Origin of the sequence: Alpinimonas psychrophila, assembly GCF_014137865.1 — a bacterium.
Lineage (GTDB): Bacteria > Actinomycetota > Actinomycetes > Actinomycetales > Microbacteriaceae > Alpinimonas > Alpinimonas psychrophila.
Window position 1 is genome coordinate 1 of record NZ_JACGWU010000007.1, and the last position, 19,691, is coordinate 19,691.

The 19,691-nt window shown below is 58.6% G+C and carries 21 protein-coding genes, 1 tRNA gene and 1 other RNA gene; 19 read left to right on the plus strand and 4 right to left on the minus strand.

Features of this window, described 5'->3' with window-relative positions:
• The first annotated feature begins 153 nt into the window (after positions 1-153).
• From FB555_RS09010 to FB555_RS11155, 3 genes are all read left to right on the plus strand, one after another.
• Positions 154-678 carry a PadR family transcriptional regulator gene (locus tag FB555_RS09010; protein ID WP_182485158.1) on the plus strand — a complete coding sequence of 175 codons (525 nt, stop codon included), beginning with the start codon at positions 154-156 and terminating at the stop codon, positions 676-678.
• A complete protein-coding gene (locus FB555_RS09015; RefSeq protein ID WP_182485159.1) occupies positions 675-1,295 on the plus strand; it encodes a GyrI-like domain-containing protein in 621 nt (206 codons plus the stop codon). Before FB555_RS09010 ends, FB555_RS09015 begins: the two co-directional genes overlap by 4 nt.
• 298 nt (positions 1,296-1,593) lie before the next feature.
• A complete protein-coding gene (locus FB555_RS11155; RefSeq protein ID WP_425485621.1) occupies positions 1,594-1,779 on the plus strand; it encodes a hypothetical protein in 186 nt (61 codons plus the stop codon).
• 65 nt (positions 1,780-1,844) lie between these two features.
• On the opposite strand, the gene FB555_RS09020 is transcribed toward FB555_RS11155, so the two are convergent.
• The gene (locus FB555_RS09020) at positions 1,845-2,069 is read right to left on the minus strand and encodes a PLDc N-terminal domain-containing protein (protein WP_182485160.1); all 225 of its coding nucleotides are present in this window, start codon (positions 2,067-2,069) and stop codon (positions 1,845-1,847) included.
• Positions 2,070-2,219: 150 nt separating this feature from the next.
• Between FB555_RS09020 and FB555_RS09025 the strand changes: the two genes are divergently transcribed.
• Together FB555_RS09025 and FB555_RS09030 are read left to right on the plus strand one after the other, a co-directional pair.
• Positions 2,220-2,834, plus strand: a complete 615-nt coding sequence (locus FB555_RS09025; RefSeq protein WP_182485161.1) for a DJ-1/PfpI family protein — start codon at positions 2,220-2,222, stop codon at positions 2,832-2,834.
• Entirely contained in the window at positions 2,831-3,319 is a 489-nt protein-coding gene (locus FB555_RS09030) for a MarR family winged helix-turn-helix transcriptional regulator (protein WP_182485162.1), read from the plus strand. The genes FB555_RS09025 and FB555_RS09030 overlap by 4 nt, the downstream gene beginning before the upstream one ends.
• Positions 3,320-3,382: 63 nt before the next feature.
• Here the strand turns inward: FB555_RS09030 and FB555_RS09035 are convergent, their stop codons facing one another.
• Complete coding sequence (locus FB555_RS09035) at positions 3,383-3,673, minus strand: antibiotic biosynthesis monooxygenase family protein (RefSeq protein ID WP_182485163.1); 291 nt, start codon at positions 3,671-3,673, stop codon at positions 3,383-3,385.
• Between the two features lie 443 nt (positions 3,674-4,116).
• Between FB555_RS09035 and FB555_RS09040 the strand changes: the two genes are divergently transcribed.
• A complete protein-coding gene (locus FB555_RS09040; protein ID WP_182485164.1) occupies positions 4,117-4,371 on the plus strand; it encodes a hypothetical protein in 255 nt (84 codons plus the stop codon).
• Here FB555_RS09040 and FB555_RS09045 read toward each other — a convergent pair.
• Complete coding sequence (locus FB555_RS09045; protein ID WP_182485165.1) at positions 4,368-4,670, minus strand: hypothetical protein; 303 nt, start codon at positions 4,668-4,670, stop codon at positions 4,368-4,370. The genes FB555_RS09040 and FB555_RS09045 overlap by 4 nt on opposite strands.
• Before the next feature lie 264 nt (positions 4,671-4,934).
• On the opposite strand from FB555_RS09045, the gene FB555_RS09050 reads away from it, so the two are divergent.
• Positions 4,935-5,366, plus strand: a complete 432-nt coding sequence (locus tag FB555_RS09050) for a DUF4260 family protein (RefSeq protein ID WP_182485166.1) — start codon at positions 4,935-4,937, stop codon at positions 5,364-5,366.
• Between the two features lie 197 nt (positions 5,367-5,563).
• On the opposite strand, the gene FB555_RS09055 is transcribed toward FB555_RS09050, so the two are convergent.
• Positions 5,564-5,648, minus strand: a tRNA-Ser gene (locus FB555_RS09055).
• A 110-nt stretch (positions 5,649-5,758) separates the two neighbouring features.
• On the opposite strand from FB555_RS09055, the gene ffs reads away from it, so the two are divergent.
• The 12 genes from ffs to FB555_RS09115 all read left to right on the plus strand — a co-directional run bounded on the left by ffs (position 5,759) and on the right by FB555_RS09115 (position 19,680).
• An RNA gene (gene ffs, locus FB555_RS09060) (signal recognition particle sRNA small type) lies at positions 5,759-5,855 on the plus strand.
• Positions 5,856-5,969: 114 nt separating this feature from the next.
• Positions 5,970-8,120, plus strand: coding sequence for a phosphate acetyltransferase (pta, locus tag FB555_RS09065; protein ID WP_182485167.1), 2,151 nt, complete (start codon positions 5,970-5,972; stop codon positions 8,118-8,120).
• On the plus strand, positions 8,117-9,241 hold the full coding sequence (locus FB555_RS09070) for an acetate/propionate family kinase (RefSeq protein ID WP_182485168.1): 1,125 nt from the start codon (positions 8,117-8,119) through the stop codon (positions 9,239-9,241). The genes pta and FB555_RS09070 overlap by 4 nt, the downstream gene beginning before the upstream one ends.
• A gap of 17 nt (positions 9,242-9,258) precedes the next feature.
• Complete coding sequence (locus FB555_RS09075) at positions 9,259-11,340, plus strand: DNA polymerase III subunit gamma and tau (RefSeq protein ID WP_182485169.1); 2,082 nt, start codon at positions 9,259-9,261, stop codon at positions 11,338-11,340.
• 4 nt (positions 11,341-11,344) lie between these two features.
• Entirely contained in the window at positions 11,345-11,941 is a 597-nt protein-coding gene (gene recR / locus FB555_RS09080) for a recombination mediator RecR (protein WP_182485170.1), read from the plus strand.
• A gap of 108 nt (positions 11,942-12,049) precedes the next feature.
• Positions 12,050-13,315, plus strand: coding sequence for an aspartate kinase (locus tag FB555_RS09085; protein WP_182485171.1), 1,266 nt, complete (start codon positions 12,050-12,052; stop codon positions 13,313-13,315).
• Positions 13,312-14,370: an aspartate-semialdehyde dehydrogenase gene (locus tag FB555_RS09090; RefSeq protein WP_182485172.1), complete on the plus strand. Its 1,059-nt coding sequence runs from the start codon at positions 13,312-13,314 to the stop codon at positions 14,368-14,370. The genes FB555_RS09085 and FB555_RS09090 overlap by 4 nt, the downstream gene beginning before the upstream one ends.
• Positions 14,371-14,420: 50 nt before the next feature.
• Positions 14,421-15,896 carry a malate:quinone oxidoreductase gene (locus FB555_RS09095; RefSeq protein WP_182485173.1) on the plus strand — a complete coding sequence of 492 codons (1,476 nt, stop codon included), beginning with the start codon at positions 14,421-14,423 and terminating at the stop codon, positions 15,894-15,896.
• 118 nt (positions 15,897-16,014) lie between these two features.
• Positions 16,015-17,223, plus strand: a complete 1,209-nt coding sequence (locus tag FB555_RS09100; RefSeq protein ID WP_182485174.1) for a sensor histidine kinase — start codon at positions 16,015-16,017, stop codon at positions 17,221-17,223.
• Complete coding sequence (locus FB555_RS09105) at positions 17,220-18,353, plus strand: hypothetical protein (RefSeq protein WP_182485175.1); 1,134 nt, start codon at positions 17,220-17,222, stop codon at positions 18,351-18,353. Before FB555_RS09100 ends, FB555_RS09105 begins: the two co-directional genes overlap by 4 nt.
• Positions 18,340-19,017: a response regulator transcription factor gene (locus FB555_RS09110; protein ID WP_182485176.1), complete on the plus strand. Its 678-nt coding sequence runs from the start codon at positions 18,340-18,342 to the stop codon at positions 19,015-19,017. Before FB555_RS09105 ends, FB555_RS09110 begins: the two co-directional genes overlap by 14 nt.
• Positions 19,018-19,680 (plus strand): thymidine kinase, encoded by a 663-nt coding sequence (locus tag FB555_RS09115; RefSeq protein ID WP_182485177.1) that lies wholly within the window; start codon positions 19,018-19,020, stop codon positions 19,678-19,680.
• The last annotated feature ends 11 nt before the right edge of the window (positions 19,681-19,691 follow it).

The following is a 19,691-nucleotide window of genomic DNA, read 5'->3' on the forward strand; positions in this document are numbered from 1 at the left end:
AGGCCCTCACTTACGCGACCATTTAATGATCTCGTTGACAAGGATTGCCGCGCCGTAGTCAGACAGGAAGGTGCTACTCACCGCCGATCGAACCGGGATTGCGCCATCGATTTAGTATTCGTCATGCATTTACTCTAGTGCTAGAGTAAATGCATGATTCTGACCTCCGCTGAGTTGGTTGTGCTCGGTCTTCTTATCGAGGAACCTCGCCACGGCTACGCACTCGATCGCACCATCGCCGAGCGGGGTATTCGTCGGTGGGCGGACCTGGCTTTCTCCTCGATTTACTACCTGCTTGCCAAACTGGAACGCCGCGGACTTATTCGAGTCGCGACCACGGGTGGCCCCAAGTCTCGCCGGGTGTACTCCGCTACGGACGAGGGGAAGACGACCGCCGTAGCTGCGGTAACCGACGTACTTAGGGACGCAACTCCGAACTTCTCCCAATTCGTGGTAGGCCTGGCCAACGTCAATCTCATTGGTTCTGAGCAGTTCCACGCTTGTCTGCGCGAGCGAATGAGGGCGCTCTCTGAGCAGATCACTGCTGTGGAGTCTGCGCGAGAAACACAAGCCCCGCTCTCACATGCCGCGCGCCTCGTCTTCGCGCACTCCCTTGCCATCCTCGTCGCAGAGCGCGATTGGTTGATCACAATTGAAACAGGAGAGATCACCTCATGAAATCTGACTTCAAGAAGGAGATCGAGACCTATACCGCTCCTGGTGGAAAGTTCGAAGTCGTAACGGTGCCGGCGATGCGTTGCCTCATGATTGACGGCCACGGCGACCCCAACACGTCTCAGGCCTTCAAGGACGTCCTGGCAACGATCTACCCCGTCGCGTACAAGCTCAAATTCTTCAGCAAGGGCGAGCTCGGTCGCGACTATGCAGTCATGCCCCTCGAAGCCCTGTGGTGGTCCGACGACATGGATTCATTCACCAGCGCGCGGGACAAGTCGCAGTGGAACTGGACCGCGATGAACATGGTCCCTGAGTGGCTCACTCAGGAACACTTTGATGCGGTGGTCAACGCGGTCGCACGCAAAGGCGGAGCCCCGGCACTCGAAAAGCTCCGTCTCGAGCCAATCGACGAGGGACTGTGTGTGCAAACTCTCCACATCGGCTCCTACGACGACGAAGCACCAGTGCTGGACACAATGCACCACGAGTTCATTCCGGCCAACGGGCTACGCATGATCGGAAAGCACCACGAAATCTACCTCAGCGATGCCCGTCGCACGCCCGCGGACAAGCTCAAGACGATACTCCGTCAACCTGTCACCCACATAGGCAAGTAGCACCACCGAACTGTTATTAGAGACCACCATCGATGAACGATGGCGGCGTCTCGCGCCCAACTCTTTGGATATGCAGCCCTCGCCCCAAACCCATATTCGGATAGCTCGTCCTTCGGCACATTTCCAAGTCACTCTCAAATTTTGGACAGAAGGTGTTGGTCTTCGCGTGATTGGACGCACAGACGACACCGCCGAAGGAGGACATGCCCTCGCCTTCATTGGTTTGCCTGGAGCTGGATAGCATCTGGAGCTTGTCGACACCTCAGAATTTCCCCCAGCACCAACCGTTGAAGATCTCATCGTTCTTTATTTGGAGAACGCCGTCGAGGAAGAAATCATCCACAGGATTCAAGCTGCAGGCGGCGTGCACGTGGCCTCCCATAACCCGTATTGGGATCACAACGGCGTAACGTTCACGGACCCAGACGGCTACCTGTGCGTTCTCTCGACTCGATCATGGAGCAACGGAGTCGAGACGCTCTGAGGGTTCCCGTTACGGGACTGTGACAATCCGGCGCGTATCGCCGGCTCCGCTCGGCCGTCCCACAGCTATTTCAGCGTTGGGTCTCCAACACGGATCCCGAAGGGGTGCGGTCCCAGGACGAACCAGACGATCGTGCCAACGAGTGGGAATGTGAGAATCGCGACAACCCAGATGGCCTTCTCTGTTGGGTTTAGGCCACTTGTTCTGGTGATCTGGGTGATCACGTAGGTAATGGTGGCGAGATAGAGCGCCCCAGCCAGAATGGCAGCCACAATCGCGAACGTTTCCACTGCCAACTCCTTAAATGTCCCGAATACTCAATCCATCGTACGCGCACCAGTTTTCACGTTACTAGGTGTACTCGGTCATGTCATTTTGACAGGACGCTGTCATCTACGATATAATGACAGTACGCTGTCAATTCTGGAAAGGGAACGACAATGAAGAATGTGATTCTCTACGCGACCGACACTATGGCTGATTGGGAATACGGCTATCTGGTGGCGGGCCTCACAATGGCCGAGCAAGCCACTCCCGGGCGATATCGACTTGTCGTCGCCTCAGACGGTTCGGCAGCTCACGTTACAACTATGGGAGGTTTACGCCTTCGCCCTGATGTGCAAGTCAGTGAACTCAACCCTGACAATGTTGGGGTATTGATTCTCCCGGGAGCCGATACCTGGGACAGTGATCACATCGCAGTTCTCCGCTTCGCTGAAGATCTGTTGCAGGTCGGTACCCCCGTGGCAGCAATCTGTGGAGCCACCCTTGGACTTGCTCGTTCGGGGCTCCTGAACGATAGACCCCATACAAGCAATGCTCCCGAATTTCTTCTCGGTGCTCCCGGATACAACGGGGCGGAGCACTATCAGTCAAAAAAGACCGTGTCGGACGGCAGCCTCATTACAGCACCTGCAACAGCTCCCATAGAGTTCGCCAAAGCCGTATTTGAACGGCTCGAGCTCTTCCCGCAGCCGATTATCGATGCGTGGTACGGGCTGTATACGACCGGGGACAAAAAGTACTTCGATCGGCTCATTGGCAAATCTAAATGAGCGAGCGGTCCGCTGGTGGTGACGCGCTGACGAATCTGGTGCTACCCATCTTTGAGCTCAGCGGTGAGTTCCTCGCCGCTGCCCGCGACATTGCAGAACCAGCTGGACTTACCCCAGCATTGTGGCAAGTTCTCGGGGCAACACTGGATGAACCCCTGACAGTCTCAGAGATCGCGCGTCGCGTTGGATTGGGGCTGGCGCGTCAGAGCGTGCAACGAAGCGCAGACATTCTCGTCGAAAAAGACTGGGCCGAGTATCTAGAGAATCCGCGCCACCAGAGAGCAAAACTTCTTCAGCCGACACCGGCGGGTCTCAAATCACTCACCCGATTGCGCCGCTCACAGCACCTGTGGGCCGACTCGGTTGGAAAAGCCCTAGGTGAGAGTGAGTTGCTGACCTTACAAACGACTGTTCAGCGCATTATCGCAGCGTCCCGGGCGTACCGTGGAGATGCACCTCCCGCCTTAGATAACGGTCCAAGGTGAGAGCAGATCGCTTTGTCGCGCACGATCCCGTCTTTGGCGATCAGCGACCTGCAGATCGCACTGCTACAGGACGACCTGATAGTGCTCTACGACCGGGAACGGTTCGTAGAAGTGGTGAAGTAATTCTCTCCATCGGTCGTAGTCGGGCGACTGGCGGAATCTAACAGTGTGGTCCTCCAAGCGCTCCCATTCGACGAGGAGTAGGTAGGTGTTGGGGGACTCGACCGACCGGGAAAGTGAGAGGTTCCGGAAGCCGGGAATCGCGCTGATGATGGATCGTGCCTCGCGGAACTCGAACTCGAACTCATCTTCTCGCCCATGGATTACAGGTAACAACGCGTGTTCAGTGATCATCCCGTAATCCTGACAGGAAACACACTGTCCCGTGTCGATTGCCCGACCGATGACCTCGACCTCTTCGCTTAATCCCCCTGTCGTAGATTCTTAAGTGCACGCGGGGCTAAGTTCTACACGGCAGCGATATTCCCGTCTTGGTTATTGTCGGCCCTCAGGCTTACACTCAACATTCGAACATATTTTCTAATGTTGGGGAGGTCAACATCTGCATTAGAGCCAGTGGCACAGAGTTGCCCGAGTTCCCCAATGACGCGAAGCGCGACAACGACCGGGCAATGCCGTGGTGAAATCTTGAGTTCAGTCTCCCGCTAGCCGTTGATGGCCCGTCCACTTCTCCTCCCCAGCCGTTTCCGATACGAAGCGGGGTTCGTGAATCTCGAAAACTGAAACCGGCACTAAATTAGCTGGCACTCTCAATCCATAACATGGAAGATAGGAGTGTGCTCGGATTGAATGAACCTCACGTGTGGACCCTGATCGGCGTCTTTAGCGGGATTATGGTGGCAATCTTGACGATTGGATTCGGGTCGTTGCGTAGCGAGATGAAGAGCATGCACGCTTCTCTCAGCGCCGAAATAACATCACTCGCCGTGCGCACGGAGTCAGGTTTCGACGCCGTTAACCGGCGCATCGACTATCTCGACCGCGATGTTCAGCATCTGATGCGCAAAGAATTTGGCGATAACCCGAGTTAGCGGCCGGTTGACGTACCCAGCATTTGATTAACACTTGCGAGGGGCAGTTTCAGGACCACCGCCATCTGGCCCGCCGAGATGCCGCGATGTTGCCATTCAGTCAAAAGCTCGGCGAGATCGCTTCGGTCGGCCTCTGAAGCCTTACTGTTGTCGCCGACTGACTCACACAGTGTTGCCGCGTGAGTTATCTCGGCGGCCTCGAGAGGAACGTGGGAGGGAGCGTCATTTTCCCGGAGCGTGAAACCCCAACCAGGATGGGTTCCCTCGCCTAGAACACCGTTGTTCGTTTGCATGGGCATCCCCCGTCGTCGAACCTAGCTCAGCACATCTTTCTGTTCCCGACAAGGCGAGTGCCGGCTGAGATTTTCTCGTTGCGCTCGGCCTTGGCGTGTGGATGATTGTCAAAAGTGCCCAGGATGCTCGGATGGCCGCTTAACGTCCTGCACTGGACATCCTAATTTTTAGTTGTGCTGCATTGCATAAAATACGTGTTTTAAATTGCACTTAAACCCTCGTTACCAAGCTGGTTGTGAGTCACTTCACAACTAGTTAGAAGCACGACAATGTCGATTACACCGGGTTTCACATTGGTGGAGATCCGCGAAAAAGGAATCCTCTTGGAGAAGCTTGCGCAGTCTTATCTAACGACAGGTCCTGTATGGACCGGAGAGTTCAAGAACGTTTGGCTTGGCAAGACTGGTCGGGCCGGGACGGTTCACTGTTGGGAATTTCTTGGGCATAGCTGCATCCTTTCACCAGAAGGAAAGCGGCAGGAAATCAGGGACGGTTCAGGCTCCGTTTTTTATAACATCGGCCATTCGTACCCCGTGGCGGCTGCTTTGGTTGTTTTCGGCTTTGCCTTTGGGGCAACTCTGTTGATTGCACTGGGAGCTATCTGGTTTGGCCATATTGGCTGGGATCGGATGCTCGGCTACGGCTTGAAGTATGGAACCAACTTCAAGCACACCCACCTTGGGGACTTGGGCAAAGGCTAGGCAGCATAAATCGACATGATTGGGCGGAGTTCGCTATTGGTAGCACATCGTTTAGCACACCGGCCTAAAACAAGGCCCTTTTTTGCGGAGAATGGGGGACTCCGTCGAAATGGTTCCACCATTTCTCCTCCCCGAATCCGCCGATTTCCAACGGTAAAAAAATTATGACCCCCATGAAGGAGGTCATAATTTTTTTGCGGAGAATGGGGGATTCGAACCCCCGAGGGCTTGCACCCAACCAACTTTCCAAGCTGGCGCCATAGGCCACTAGGCGAATCCTCCAGCGTGCGACAACGAGAAAACTCGTTTCGAACCTCCGCTAGCTTACCGGAAACGATCCGGTGCGCGGCGACGCCAAATAGAGCTGGCCCCGCAGCATCCCGTACACTTGAAGCGGCTCCTCGCGTGGCGCCACCCAGGCCAACTCCCCCAGGACGGAAACGTAGCAAGGGTAACCCGGCTCTGGCGGGTGCGCGGGGAGTCATTTACCGTTAACTTCCTTGTGATGGCCGGGGCCGCACCTTCGGGCGCATCAAGGGGTGGTGAACGTGGGGGAGAGCACGCCGTGGGTGCCGTCAAGAATGTCAGCGTAGGGTGGGAATCATGGCACGCAGCGTTTATTTAGCCTCGGTTGAGGGTCACACCGGCAAGTCAACGATTGCGCTGGGAGTGCTTGACGTCTTGCGGCAGTCTTACGACCGCGTCGGCGTTTTTCGCGCGGTAGCCCGCACCGCGTCCACGCCCGACTACGTGCTGGAGCTGTTACTGGCGCACACCGATGGGCGCCTGAATTACAACGAGTGCGTGGGCGTCACCTACGACGACGTGCATGCCAACCCCGAAGCTGCCCTGGCCCGCATCGTTGATCGTTACAAGGCGCTCGAAGCCCAGTGTGATGCCGTCGTTATTGTGGGTTCTGATTACACGGATGTCGGATCCCCCACCGAACTCTCTTATAACGCAAGGGTCGCCACCAACGTGGGCGCGCCCCTGGTGTTGGTTCTGAATGGGCGCGAGTCCTATGATACCGACGAGCACTTGGGGCAAGCGCCACCCCGAAGCGCCGAGGACCTTAAGCGCATCTCCGAGCTGGCGCTCGTCGAACTTGTCCACGAACACTCCACTCTCGCCGGCGTCATGGTCAATCGGGCGGATGGCGCCGACACCGCGGCCATCACTGTTGCCGTCACGGCAACCCTTCCCGCGGGGGTTCCCGTGTGGGTCGTCACCGATGATCCCTCGTTGGCGGCGCCAAGAATGACGGATGTCACCACGGCGGTCAACGGCACCCTCGTTTTTGGCTCCGAAGATCGCCTCCAGACCGAGGCCCTCGAGGTTGTCGTCGCCGCCATGTCGATGGTCAATGTGCTGCTCCGGCTGTTGCCCGGCGCGGTCGTTGTCGTGCCCTCCGACCGCACGGAAGTGTTGCTGGCCCTAGTCATGGCGGATGCCGCAGAGACGTTCCCGAACTTGGCCGGCATCGTGCTGAACGGCGGTTTCGAGATCCCGGAGCCCGTGGCGCGCCTCTTGCACGGGCTCAACTCCACCCTGCCTGTCGTCGCCACGACCGGCGGAAGCTTCGACACGACCGTGAGCGTGATCCGCACCCGCGGTCGCCTTGAAGTGGGAGATGCCGAAAAAGTGGCTAAAGCGCGGGCGGTGTTCGCGGCCCACGTGAACGGCGCCGATCTCATGGCTCGAATTGAAGCGTCGCAGACTTCTGTCGTCACGCCTCTTCTCTTTGAATATGCCCTCGCCGCTAAGGCGCGGGCAGCGCAACGCCACGTTGTTTTGCCCGAGGGCGGGGATGACCGCATTCTGAGCGCGGCCGCCGAGATCTTGGCCAAGAAGATCGCCCGCATTACGATTTTGGGTGACCCCGCGACGGTGGCTAGCCGCGCTGCTGCGCTCGGGCTGGACCTGGGTGGGGCATCCGTTATCTCTGTTCATGACCCGGAGCTGAGTGAACTCTTTGCCACCGAATACGCGCGGCTTCGTTCTCACAAGGGTGTCACCTTGGAACGCGCGCGTGAGGTGATGAAGGGCGACGCCTACTTCGCCACGATGATGGTGCAGCTGGGCTTGGCTGACGGTATGGTGTCGGGCGCGGTCAACACCACGGCGAACACGATTCGGCCGGCTTTTGAGATTGTCAAGACACAACCGGATGTCTCGATCGTCTCGAGTGTCTTCTTCATGGCCCTCGCCGACCGAGTTCTGGTCTACGGCGACTGCGCGGTAGTACCCGACCCCACGGCGGAACAGCTGGCTGACATTGCAATTTCCTCCGCGGAGACGGCGCGCAGTTTCGGCATCGAACCGCGCATCGCCATGCTGTCGTATTCGACCGGAACATCGGGCTCGGGAAGTGACGTAGAGAAGGTACGGATCGCCACTGCGTTGGTGCGCGAGCGCCGCCCTGATCTCGTCATCGAGGGACCCATCCAATATGACGCCGCCGTGGATGTGGCAATCGCCGCGGCAAAACTTCCTGAATCCCGCGGGGCAGGCAACGCGACCGTCTTCATCTTCCCCGACCTCAATACGGGCAACAACACCTATAAGGCGGTGCAGCGAACGGCCGGTGCCGTTGCCATTGGGCCCATTCTTCAGGGGCTGCGCAAACCCATCAACGACCTTTCGCGTGGGGCACGGGTGAGCGATATCGTCAACACGATCGCGATCACCGCGATCCAGGCCGCTACCTTGGATTCTGCCGTTCCGTCGTCCACTCCGAACGAAACCCAACGATGAAGCCAATCTTGGTGGTCAACAGCGGATCATCCTCGCTGAAATACCAGCTCATCGATATGGTCACCGAAGAAGTTCTGGCGCACGGGCTCCTAGAGAGAGTCAGCGATCACGGTGTGGCGTTTGCGCAGATGTTGAAGGAGATTGCCGCGGGGGAGCCTCGCTTAGAAGGCATTTCCCCGGTCGCGGTGGGACATCGTGTCGTTCATGGCGGCACCGCCTTTTCGCAAGCCACGGTTGTCACCGATCAGGTGTTGACCCAAATTCATGAGCTGGCGTCACTAGCGCCCTTGCACAACCCCGGCAATCTGGCCGGGATCGAGGCCGCCATCGCCGCTTTCCCCGACGTGCCCCACGTTGCTGTCTTTGACACGGCATTCCACCAGAGTTTGGCCCCGGCCTCGTATACCTATGCCATCGATACCGCGGTGGCCAGCAAGCACCACATCAGGCGCTACGGATTCCATGGCACCAGCCACTCCTACGTCGCGTCGCGTACGGCCGAATTTCTCGGGCGCGATCTCGCCGACCTCAAGATCATCGTGTTGCACCTCGGTAACGGGGCCTCCGCTTGCGCGATCGATTGCGGGCGCTCCATTGAGACCTCGATGGGCATGACCCCGTTGGAGGGGTTGGTGATGGGCAGCCGCTCGGGAGACCTGGACCCCGCTATCTTGATGTACCTGTCTCGCGTCGCCGATTACACCCCCGATCAGCTGGATCTTCTTTTGAACCGGGAGAGCGGCCTTGTGGGGCTCACCGGGCTGAACGACATGCGTGACGTGTCGCTCGCCGCCACAGCGGGGGACCCTCGGTCAACGCTGGCGCTCGAGATCTATGCGCATCGGATCCGTCATTATGTGGGCGCGTATTTTGCGTTATTGGGTGGGCTCGACGCGGTGGTCTTCACGGCCGGTGTCGGCGAAAATTCTGCGGATGTTCGCGCGCGCGTGATTGTCCCCCTCGCGCATCTGGGGCTCACCCTCGACGAGTCCCGGAATGCCGTGAGCGGTGGTGGTGCTCGCAAGATTTCGGGGGAGGGTGCCGCGGTAAGCGTGCTCGTGATTCCGACAAACGAAGAGCTGGAAATAGCCCGGCAACTGTTGGACGTGCTCGAAGCGTAGCCAAGTACGATGGAGGGGTGGCTACCGCACTGTATCGCCGTTATCGACCCGAGTCCTTTGCCGAAGTAATTGGGCAGTCTCACGTGACCGATCCGCTCATGACGGCGCTCCGCACCAACCGCGTCAACCACGCCTATCTTTTCAGCGGCCCCCGCGGCTGTGGCAAGACGACATCCGCTCGTATCTTGGCCCGATGCCTGAACTGCGTCGAGGGCCCCACCGATACCCCCTGCGGTGTGTGCCCCAGCTGTGTCGAGCTTTCCCGTGAGGGCGGTGGCAGCCTCGATGTCGTCGAGATGGATGCCGCGAGCAACGGTGGTGTTGATGACGCCCGTGACCTGCGCGAACGTGCGATTTTTGCGCCCTCGCGTGATCGCTACAAGATCTTCATCATCGATGAGGCCCACATGGTGTCGCCTCAGGGTTTCAATGCGCTGCTCAAACTGGTGGAAGAACCCCCCGAGCACGTCAAGTTCATCTTTGCGACTACCGAGCCCGAAAAGGTTATCGGAACGATTCGCTCGCGCACCCACCACTACCCCTTCCGCTTGATTCCTCCGGCGCAGATGCTCGATTATGCGTCTTCGCTGTGTGTCATTGAGGGCATCACCGTGGAGCCGGGGGTCCTGGCGCTGGTGATTCGCGCCGGTGGCGGATCAGCGCGTGACACGCTGTCCCTACTGGATCAGCTCATTGCCGGCTCCGAGGGCAATACCGTGAGCTACGAGCGCGCCGTGTCACTGCTGGGATACACGCATGCCACCTTGCTGGACGAAGCGGTGGATGCGCTCGCCGCTGGCAATGCCGCCGCGGCCTTCGCATCGGTAGATCGTGTGATCGAGACCGGCCAAGATCCGCGCCGTTTTGTGGAAGACCTGCTCGAGCGCCTACGCGACCTGATTCTGGTGGCCGCCACCGGCACCGGCGCAGATGCCGCCCTCCGCGGTGTGCCCGCCGACGAGTTGGAGCGCATGCACGGCCAGGCCCAGCGTTTTGGTTCCCGCGAGCTGTCGCGGGCGGCGGACATCACAAATTCCTCGCTCACCGAGATGACGGGCGCCACGTCCCCCCGACTCCACCTTGAACTGATGATTGCGCGCCTGCTCGTGCAGTCCGGCGCGGCGGGTAGCTCGGCGACACCAGGGCAATCCGGTTCCGCACAATCCGTTCCCGCACAAACACGCCCTCCCGTTTCGGCGCCGGTTGTGATTCACGAATCCCCAGTCGCGTCGACAACGACAACGACTTCGACCCCAACGCCCAACGTGGCAGTTCCGTTGGTGGCCTCGGTTCCGCCGACCGCTCCGGTCACGGCACCGGTCGTATTGGAACGCGCGTCCGCCCCCGTGGTTCCGGCAGGGCCAATTGGCACGCCTGAACTCCTCGTGGCGTGGCCTGCCGTGCTGGATGCCGTTTCGCAGAAAAATCGAACCGCGTGGATTGTTGTTGATGCCGCGCAGGTGCGCTCGCTGGAGGGTGAAGTTCTGACTCTCGTCTTCAGAGACGCACGCGATGCTGCTTCGTTCCGGCCCCAAAAAGGTGTGCCCGGCGGCGTTCACGAAATTCTTCGCAACGCCATCCTGGCCCTACTTGGCGTTCGCGTTCAGTTCTTGATTTCCACCGAGGGCGAATTCACTCAGCCCATTGATCGCCTGACGACGAGCGGATCCATTCCCGTTCCTGGCTTCGATCAGAGGACTTCGGTAAAATCCACCCGTGAGTTTGCGACTCCCCTTCCTCCCGAAGATGATGCTCCTCCCGAGGGCGACGTTCCACCGGCAGACGACGTTCCCCCTGAGGTCGATGCTCCTCCTCTCGAGGAGGCGCCCCCAGAAGATGATGATGGCTGGAATGTCGTCAGCATTCCGAACGGTGCCGCGAGCTCGGCACCCAATGCCGCAGATGCAGATATTGACGTCGACGATGTTGCCTCGGTTGACGCTGTGCTCAACTCGTACGTGCCGAGTGAGCCCGTTCCGACAATCCCTGAAAACAATCGCTATGGAGAGTCGGTCGTGCGCGAGATTTTGAATGCTTCGTTCATTTCTGAAGAGACCGCTGAGCCAGCGCGACCAACGTCGACCGGAATGGGCGCGTAAAGAAATGTACGAAGGCATCGTTCAAGAGCTCATCGACGAGCTCGGTCGCCTCCCGGGCATTGGTCCCAAGTCTGCCCAGCGAATCGCATTCCACATTCTGCAAACGGAATCTTTCGATGTTTCTCGCCTCGCATCGGTGCTTGTTGAAGTGCGGGAAAAGGTCAGGTTCTGTGAAATTTGTGGCAACGTCACGCAAGAAGTGACCTGTTCGATTTGTCGCGACCCACGGCGTGATGCAACATCGATCTGCGTGGTCGAAGAGGCCAAGGACGTTGTGGCAATTGAGCGCACCCGCGAGTTCAAAGGTTTTTACCACGTTTTGGGCGGTGCGATTAGCCCGATTGACGGCATCGGCCCCGATAACCTGCGCATTCGCCAGCTCATGACCCGTCTGGCAGACAACACTGTGCAGGAGGTCATCATCGCGACCGATCCCAACCTCGAAGGTGAAGCGACAGCGACCTACTTGACGCGCTTGCTCTCTTCGCTCGAGATTAAGGTGACACGCTTGGCCTCGGGCCTTCCCGTTGGCGGCGACCTTGAATATGCCGATGAGGTCACGCTCGGGCGCGCCTTTGAGGGGCGCCGCACCGTTTCCTAGGTCCGGACTGATCGACCGCGCTAAAGCGGGCGGCCAACGGAGCGTAGAATGGTGTTTCGATTCCACCACACGCCGGGGGACGATGCTACTTCTTTCAGGAGAATTTTCGTGAGCTTGATTGTGCAAAAGTTCGGCGGCTCATCCGTGGCCGATGCGAAGAGTGTGAAACGAGTCGCTCAACGTATCGTTGACGCACGCATTGCGGGCCACGATGTCGTCGTCGTCGTCAGCGCCATGGGCGATATGACCGATGACTTGCTCGATCTCGCCGCCGCCGTGACCGACAACCCGGAACCCCGAGAACTCGACATGCTTCTCACGGCAGGCGAGCGCATTTCGATGGCCGTTGTTGCCATGGCTATTCGCAGTTTGGGATATGACGCCCGGTCGTTCACCGGGAGTCAGGCCGGCATGATCACGGATGCCCAGCACGGCTCCGCGCGCATCGTTGATGTCACGCCTGGCCGAGTAAAAGAAGCTCTCGCGGAAGGCGCTGTCGCGATTGTCGCGGGTTTTCAGGGTTTCAACCGCAGCACCGGCGATATCACGACGCTCGGTCGTGGGGGCTCGGATACTTCGGCCGTTGCTCTGGCTGCCGCCCTCGGCGCCGATGTCTGTGAAATCTACACCGATGTCGACGGTATTTTCACGGCAGATCCTCGTGTGGTGGCTAACGCTCAGAAGATTGACCGCATCACAAGTGAAGAGATGCTCGAACTCGCGGCCAGCGGAGCCAAGGTTCTTTATATTCGCGCCGTGGAATATGCCCGTCGCCATCGTGTCACGCTGCATGTGCGGTCATCCTTTAATAACAACGAAGGCACCATCGTTTACAACCCCACGGAGGGACAAAAAGTGGAAGAGCCACTCATCACCGGCGTAGCAGCAGATCTCAGCGAAGCAAAAATCACGGTTGCCGGTGTTCCCGACGTTCCGGGCAAGGCTGCCCAGATTTTCACGATCGTGGCGGAAGCCAACATCAACATCGACATGATTGTGCAAAACGTGTCGAGTGCCGGAACCGGTCACACCGACATCTCTTTCACGCTACCTAAGGCCGAAGGCGCGGCGGCTCTTGCCGCGCTGACCAAGGCGGAGTCCGACATCGGCTTCGCGAGTTTGGCCTACGACGATCACATTGGCAAGCTCTCCGTTGTGGGTGCGGGCATGCGCAGTAACTCCGGCATCTCGGCAAAACTATTCACCGCACTCTATGAGGCGGGTGTCAACATCGACATGATCTCCACCAGTGAGATTCGCATCTCGGTCATCCTGCGTGATGATCAAGTCAACGACGCGCTTCGTCGCGTGCATACCGCTTTTGGCCTCGACTCCCAAGAAGAGGCCGTAGTTCATGGAGGAACGGGACGATGACGCAGATTTCAGAAAAAGGGCTCAATGTTGGCGTCGTCGGGGCGACGGGCCAAGTTGGTAAGGTCATGCGCCGCTTATTGGAGCAACGCGCCTTTCCTGTCAAGAGCATCCGGTATTTCGCCACGGCGCGCTCGGCCGGCTTGGTTCTTCCCTACCTCGATAATGACGTCACGGTCGAAGACGTCGAGCTCGCCGACCCCACGGGTCTCGACATTGCTCTCTTCTCTGCGGGCGCCACGGCAAGCCGCGCGCAGGCTCCGCGCTTCGCCGCCGCCGGTGTCACTGTTATCGACAACTCCAGCGCGTGGCGCATGGACCCCGACGTTCCCCTTGTGGTGAGCGAAGTCAATCCGCACGCCATCGAGCAGGCCGTCAAGGGCATCATCGCTAATCCGAACTGCACAACGATGGCCGCCATGCCCGTTCTCAAGGCATTGCACGCCGAAGCCGGCCTCGAGCGCCTCACGATCACGACGTTCCAAGCCGTTTCGGGCTCAGGCCTCGTCGGTGCCTTTGAGCTCGCGACCCAAGTGCGCGCTGCCGTGGAGCAGGGCAACATGGAAGATCTCGTTCATGACGGATCGGCCATCGATTTCCCAGTACCCGTTAACTATGTGCGCACCATCGCTTTTGACGTCATCCCCCTCGCCGGCTCCATCGTGGAGGACGGTATGAATGAGACCGACGAAGAGAAGAAATTGCGCAACGAGAGCCGCAAGATTCTCGAAATTCCAGGCCTTCTCGTGAGTGGTCTGTGTGTTCGCGTTCCCGTGTTCACCGGCCATTCGCTCAGCATCAATGCACAGTTCAACCAGCCTCTGAGCCCCGAGCGGGCCCGCGAGCTTTTGGCCGTGGCTCCGGGCGTTCAGCTGGAAGAAGTTCCCACCCCTCTGCAAGCCGCAGGCTCAGATCCCAGCTTTGTTGGCCGCATCCGCAATGATGAAACCGTCGATGGTGGTCGCGGACTTGCCCTCTTCCTGAGCAATGACAACCTTCGCAAGGGCGCCGCCTTGAATGCCGTTCAAATCGCCGAGGTCATTGCCTCTTCCCGCTAGGTGGGACACCCGAAGCGGCCCCGTGGGGCCCCTCACCGTAAGGTTGCATTGTGAAAGCTAAGTCTGTCGATGTCGTCCTTGTGGGTGGGGGCATCATGAGCGCAACGCTCGGGGTCCTTCTCAAACAACTCCAGCCCGACTGGAGTATTCAGATTTTTGAACGCCTCGGTGAGGTTGCGCAAGAAAGCTCCGACCCGTGGAGCAATGCGGGAACCGGTCACGCCGGTCTCTGCGAGTTGAACTACATGCCGGAGGCTCCTGATGGATCGGTGGAGCCCTCCAAGGCTCTCGTCATCAACGAACAGTTTCAGGTTTCGCGCCAATTTTGGTCCTACCTTGTTGCCGGCAAACTTCTCGGAGCCCCGAAGACCTTCATTAACTCAACTCCCCACATGACGTTTGTCTGGGGTGACGCCAATGTTGAGTACCTGCGCAAACGCTTTGACTGCTTGAAAGGCGAGCCCCTTTTTGCGGGAATGGAATTCAGTGATGACCCCGCTGTCATCGGCGAATGGGCACCGTTGCTCGTTGCCGAGCGTCACGGAAACGACCCGATCGCCGCCACGCGAATGATGTCGGGAACAGACGTTGACTTTGGCTCCCTCACTCATCAGCTTTTTGATTATCTGACGCGAAATGGCGCGGAGCTTGCCCTCGAGACTCAGGTGACGAAGTTGCACAAGCAACGAGACGGCCAGTGGCGCGTGAGCGTTCGTGACAACATTGGCCAGACGCCGCGAAGCTTTACGGCAAAGTTTGTTTTTGTCGGTGCCGGCGGCGGTGCCTTGGCGCTCCTTCAGAATTCAGGGATTCCCGAGGCTAAGGGCTACGGAGGGTTCCCAATTTCCGGTGAATTTTTGCGCACCGATGACCCCGCAATCGTTGCTCAACATCATGCCAAGGTCTACGGCAAAGCATCCGTTGGGGCTCCTCCCATGTCGGTGCCGCACCTCGACAACCGCTACGTCAACGGCCAGGAGTCTCTGCTCTTTGGTCCTTATGCGGGGTTTAGCCCCAAGTTCTTGAAGAAGGGATCGTGGCTTGACCTGCCGGGTTCCATCCGCGCCCACAACCTTGTCACGATGTTGGCCGTTGGCGCGCGCAACGTCGATCTCGTCAAGTATCTCGTGGGTGAGCTCGTGGCCAGCCCGCACAAAAAACTTGCGGCTTTGCGCGAATTTATGCCGGCTGCCGAGGCTAAAGACTGGTATCTCATCACGGCTGGCCAGCGCGTTCAGGTTATGAAGAAGGATCGGGTCAAGGGAGGCGTTCTGCAATTCGGAACGGAGGTCGTCTCCTCGGCCGATGGCAGCATCGCGGGCCTTCTGGGGGCATCTCCTGGGGCATCCGTTTCCGTCTCGATCATGCTGGATGTGCTCAAAAAGTGTTTTCCCGCGAAGGTGTCGGAATGGGAACCGGCGTTGAAGAAGATGATTCCCAGTTATGGAACACTTCTTTCCGTCACTCCCGCAGCGGCGAAGAAGTCCTTGGCGGCGACAGCGAAGGTGCTTGAGCTCAACAACTAAGATCGGCGGACAACGTCAAGATCCTCGTTTTATGCCCTCACGAGGCAGGGGCAAAATAACTAGGCTGTGGTAAACGGGGGTCATCTCCCGTCGTTACATAAGGGGATGTGGGGGACACGTGGCTCTCGGAATTCCCGCAAAATTTGCACCACTGCTTCTCTCGCGAGCACTCTCGCGCCAGCTCCTCGTATATGCCATCTGCTTGCTCGTCACCGCGCAGGTTGCGCTGATCGCCATGGGAATTTATGCCGGCCAATTCGTGGTCGTGGCGGCTGCCGGCGTGTTTTTTATTCCCTTGCTCGTACTGATGGGCATGATGTTCTGGTTTCCGTATCCTTGGGTGGCGGCAATTTACCTTGCCACGGCGGGAACAGCCCTGTACATCGCCACGAGCGCCGTACTCACGCTCGTTCCCAACGCCACCACAACAGCTCTCGCGCCATTTGCTCTGGTGTCAATCGCCATGACGTTAGTGACCAGCGCGGCCGCGACCGTACCAGGTCGAGTGGTTCTGGCGATTGTGGGGTCCGGGTTGAGCACGCTCGTGTTGGTGGCGGCCGCCACGACGGCACAAAGCGAATTTCGCTGGGACGCACGAGCTGTTATTGGAGCGCTGGTCATCATCGGGATTGCGTTCATCGTACCCGGGCAGGTCACATTGGCGTCCAAAGCTCAGGCAGCTTTTGACGCGAGCTTGGCCGAAGCCCAGGAGGATGGCGCACGCGCCAATGTCAATCGCGAAGCGATAGCGCGGGTTCATGACACGTTATTGGCTGACTTGACGGTTGTGGCAAGAATCAAGCCCGGGCCACTCTCCCCGGAGGTGCGGGCCATGCTGGAGCGCGAACTTGCTCATCTCGTCAGTACCGATTGGTTTGTCGCGGCCATTGATCAGTCAGAGAAAACCGCCGAAAATGCCCGTCAGCCGTCATTCGCGGCGGAGATGTTCTTGGCCGCAATTGATTCCAGCGCAGTGCAGGGGCTTGACATCAACATGTCCGGCGACATTGCGGCCTTGGATCCGCTCTCCGCAGAGGCCGCTCTGGCTCTCACGGGTGCTGTAGGGCAGTGTCTGTCGAACGTCGTGGCTCATGCGCACATGACCCGTGTTGATGTCGTGGTTCTTCCCTCGGGTGACGGGGTAACGGTGACGGTGATTGATGGCGGCGTTGGCTTTGAACCGGATGCCGTCGCCGTCGACAGATTGGGCCTGCGATTCTCGGTCCGCAGTCGGATCGAGAGCGCCGGTGGATTTGTAACGATTTGGTCAACGCCTGGGCACGGCACGGCCATCATGCTTCAAGTGCCCTACGGGGCGAACCCATGAGCCGAAATCTGAGGTCATCTCCTCCGCGTCTGTCCTTGCAGGACATCAACCCTCTGGGCTCAGCGGGAAGCTGGGAATTGGCAATTGTGTTGGGGCTCGCGACGTGGTCGTACGCGGTGTTGAGCACCCTTGCGGGTCGGGCGGCGGTTTCCCACCACGATCAAATGCTCCTCGCGCTGGTATTGGTTACCTTGGGGGTTGTCCTCAGCATCGTCGCTTCGGCTCCCAAAAATGGGGGCTTCGCCCGATTCGATTTTGTGCTCATTGTGAGTTTGGCGCTCGGCGCGGCACTCTTGCAAGGCAATGCGTCCTCGGGGGGAGTGCCGTCCATCGCCACCGATTGGGGCCCGTTGGCACTCGCCGGGGTTCTGGCGGGCGCGAGCTCCTTCAGGCCTCAGATTGACCAGTTGTGGGCGGGCTTTGTTGCGGCCACCGTGATGACCGTGGCGATGGCGGTCGAGGGTTTACAGTCGTCACCAACCTTCGGAGTACCGTATTTTGTGATCACGGCGGTCGCTCCTATTGTCATCGTCACCATTGGGCAGTCGGCCTACACCCGTCATGCGATTCGGTCTCTGAAGGCCTGGCGGCTGGGATTTGAACAAACCCGGGAGGATATGCGCACGTTCGTTCCTTCCAAGGTGGGGAGAAAAATTGGTCAAGACTTTTTGACGGAGATCAGTGTTGACGTCCAACCTTTGTTCGCGCGCATTCTGGGCTCGGGAATCATCACCGAGGGGGACAGTCGCATGGCCGCCGCGGCGACAGAGCGAATTCGAATTCGCCTCGTCGGGATTGCTCACCAAACGTGGTTGGAGCGCTTGCCCGTGACCGTCCACGATCAAGGTCGCGTGGCCGAAAGAATTGACGTGTCAGCGCGTGCGGCCGTCACGGCGCTCGTCAATGGCCTGGCCGCTCACGGGGTGGGCGATATCGTGATTCAGCTGACATCAGCGGAAGGGAGTCAGCAGATTCTCACCAACGTCACGGGCACCCATAGCCAACCTCGCATCGCTCTGCGAACTCAGATAGCACCCATTTTGCGGGTGATGTATGTGGTTTTTGCCAACGTGACCGTCGTCTACGAGCCGACAAAAATGACACTACAGTTTGACTATGGGGTGGACTGATGTGAAGACGCAACGGAGCGAACTCAGGTTGCGGGTGGGGTTGCTCGATGATCACGCTCTTCTTCTTGACAGTATGTCGTGCTGGATTCTTGAGAACTGTCCAGATATGGAGGTTGTCGTTGCCTCGACGACATGGGTGGATTGTCTCCTCGATGAAAACTTTCCGCCGGATGTCTTTTTCATGGACTACCAACTGATCGAACCCATCTCAATTGAGGCTCGTATCCTGACGTGTCGCGCCGCGGGGGCGAAGGTTATCGTCATGAGCGCGCTCGCTGGGCCAGATATTCGACAACGTGTGGAGGATGCCGGCGCGGACGCTTTCTTCGTCAAATCTGAGCCCATGTACGCCGTGGTTTCATTTGCCCGCAAGCTCTTTGGCATGCCGTCGTTGAACAACGGCGCACCCCACTTCGACGGACTCTCCAATGGCGCGCATATCGTTTCGGAGAGACCTAAACTCAGTGCCAGCGAACGTGAGGCACTACTCCTCTACGTGCACGGTAATTCCACTCGCGAAGTCGCCGATATCCTCAATGTTCACTACGAGACGGCCAAGACGTTCCTGCGTCGGGCCAGGGAGAAGTACGCTAGAGCAGGTAGGCCGGCGTCTCGTCGGGCAGATCTTGTGCGGCGAGCAGCCGAGGATGGATATCTCACCTAAATGGCAAAGCTCTATTTTCGCTATGGCGCCATGAATAGCGGCAAAAGTACCGCAATGCTCCAGGCGGCATTCAACTACGAAGAACGTGGCCATGCTGTCTTGATCGCGAAGCCCGCCGTCGATACCAAAGGCGACATGGGAATTTTGTCCCGCCTCGGGTTTAGTCGCAAGGCCGATTTCATCATCAGCCCTGAATCCGACGCCTACGCCGTGTTCCAGCGATTGCGGGAAGAAGTCATCCGTAAAACGGGAGCCGATGTCAAATGCCTCCTGCTCGACGAAGCTCAGTTTCTTACTGAAGCTCAAGTGGACGACCTCCTCCGTATCGCCTTGCTCGAAGACGTGCCGGTCATCACCTACGGCATTCGCACCGACTTCCAGACCGTGGCTTTTCCTGGTAGTCGTCGTCTCCTCGAGGTGTCGCACAGCATCGAAGAGCTGAAGACCATCTGTCGCTGCGGTCGAAAAGCCATTTTCAATGCCCGTAAACTTCAGGATCGCTACATCTTCAGTGGGGAACAGGTTGCCATCGATGGGGTTGCCGTTACCTATGAATCCCTCTGTGGAACGTGCTATCTCACCGAGAGTAACGGTGTGTTGAATGCCGGGCGACGCCAGTGGCCGGTGGCCTATACGTTCGAACCAGACCCCGACTTCACCTAAGGATTTTAACT

Bases quoted from the DNA above. Each gene is read 5' to 3' on its own strand.
- FB555_RS09105 (WP_182485175.1), top strand. From the start codon at position 17,220: ATGAGCCGAAATCTGAGGTCATCTCCTCCGCGTCTGTCCTTGCAGGAC.
- pta (WP_182485167.1), top strand. From the start codon at position 5,970: ATGGCACGCAGCGTTTATTTAGCCTCGGTTGAGGGTCACACCGGCAAG.
- FB555_RS09115 (WP_182485177.1), top strand. From the start codon at position 19,018: ATGGCAAAGCTCTATTTTCGCTATGGCGCCATGAATAGCGGCAAAAGT.
- FB555_RS09110 (WP_182485176.1), top strand. From the start codon at position 18,340: ATGGGGTGGACTGATGTGAAGACGCAACGGAGCGAACTCAGGTTGCGG.
- FB555_RS09090 (WP_182485172.1), top strand. From the start codon at position 13,312: ATGACGCAGATTTCAGAAAAAGGGCTCAATGTTGGCGTCGTCGGGGCG.
- FB555_RS09035 (WP_182485163.1), bottom strand. From the start codon at position 3,673: ATGATCACTGAACACGCGTTGTTACCTGTAATCCATGGGCGAGAAGAT.
- FB555_RS09015 (WP_182485159.1), top strand. From the start codon at position 675: ATGAAATCTGACTTCAAGAAGGAGATCGAGACCTATACCGCTCCTGGT.
- recR (WP_182485170.1), top strand. From the start codon at position 11,345: ATGTACGAAGGCATCGTTCAAGAGCTCATCGACGAGCTCGGTCGCCTC.
- FB555_RS09070 (WP_182485168.1), top strand. From the start codon at position 8,117: ATGAAGCCAATCTTGGTGGTCAACAGCGGATCATCCTCGCTGAAATAC.
- FB555_RS09025 (WP_182485161.1), top strand. From the start codon at position 2,220: ATGAAGAATGTGATTCTCTACGCGACCGACACTATGGCTGATTGGGAA.
- FB555_RS09030 (WP_182485162.1), top strand. From the start codon at position 2,831: ATGAGCGAGCGGTCCGCTGGTGGTGACGCGCTGACGAATCTGGTGCTA.
- FB555_RS09045 (WP_182485165.1), bottom strand. From the start codon at position 4,670: ATGCCCATGCAAACGAACAACGGTGTTCTAGGCGAGGGAACCCATCCT.
- FB555_RS09010 (WP_182485158.1), top strand. From the start codon at position 154: ATGATTCTGACCTCCGCTGAGTTGGTTGTGCTCGGTCTTCTTATCGAG.
- FB555_RS09050 (WP_182485166.1), top strand. From the start codon at position 4,935: ATGTCGATTACACCGGGTTTCACATTGGTGGAGATCCGCGAAAAAGGA.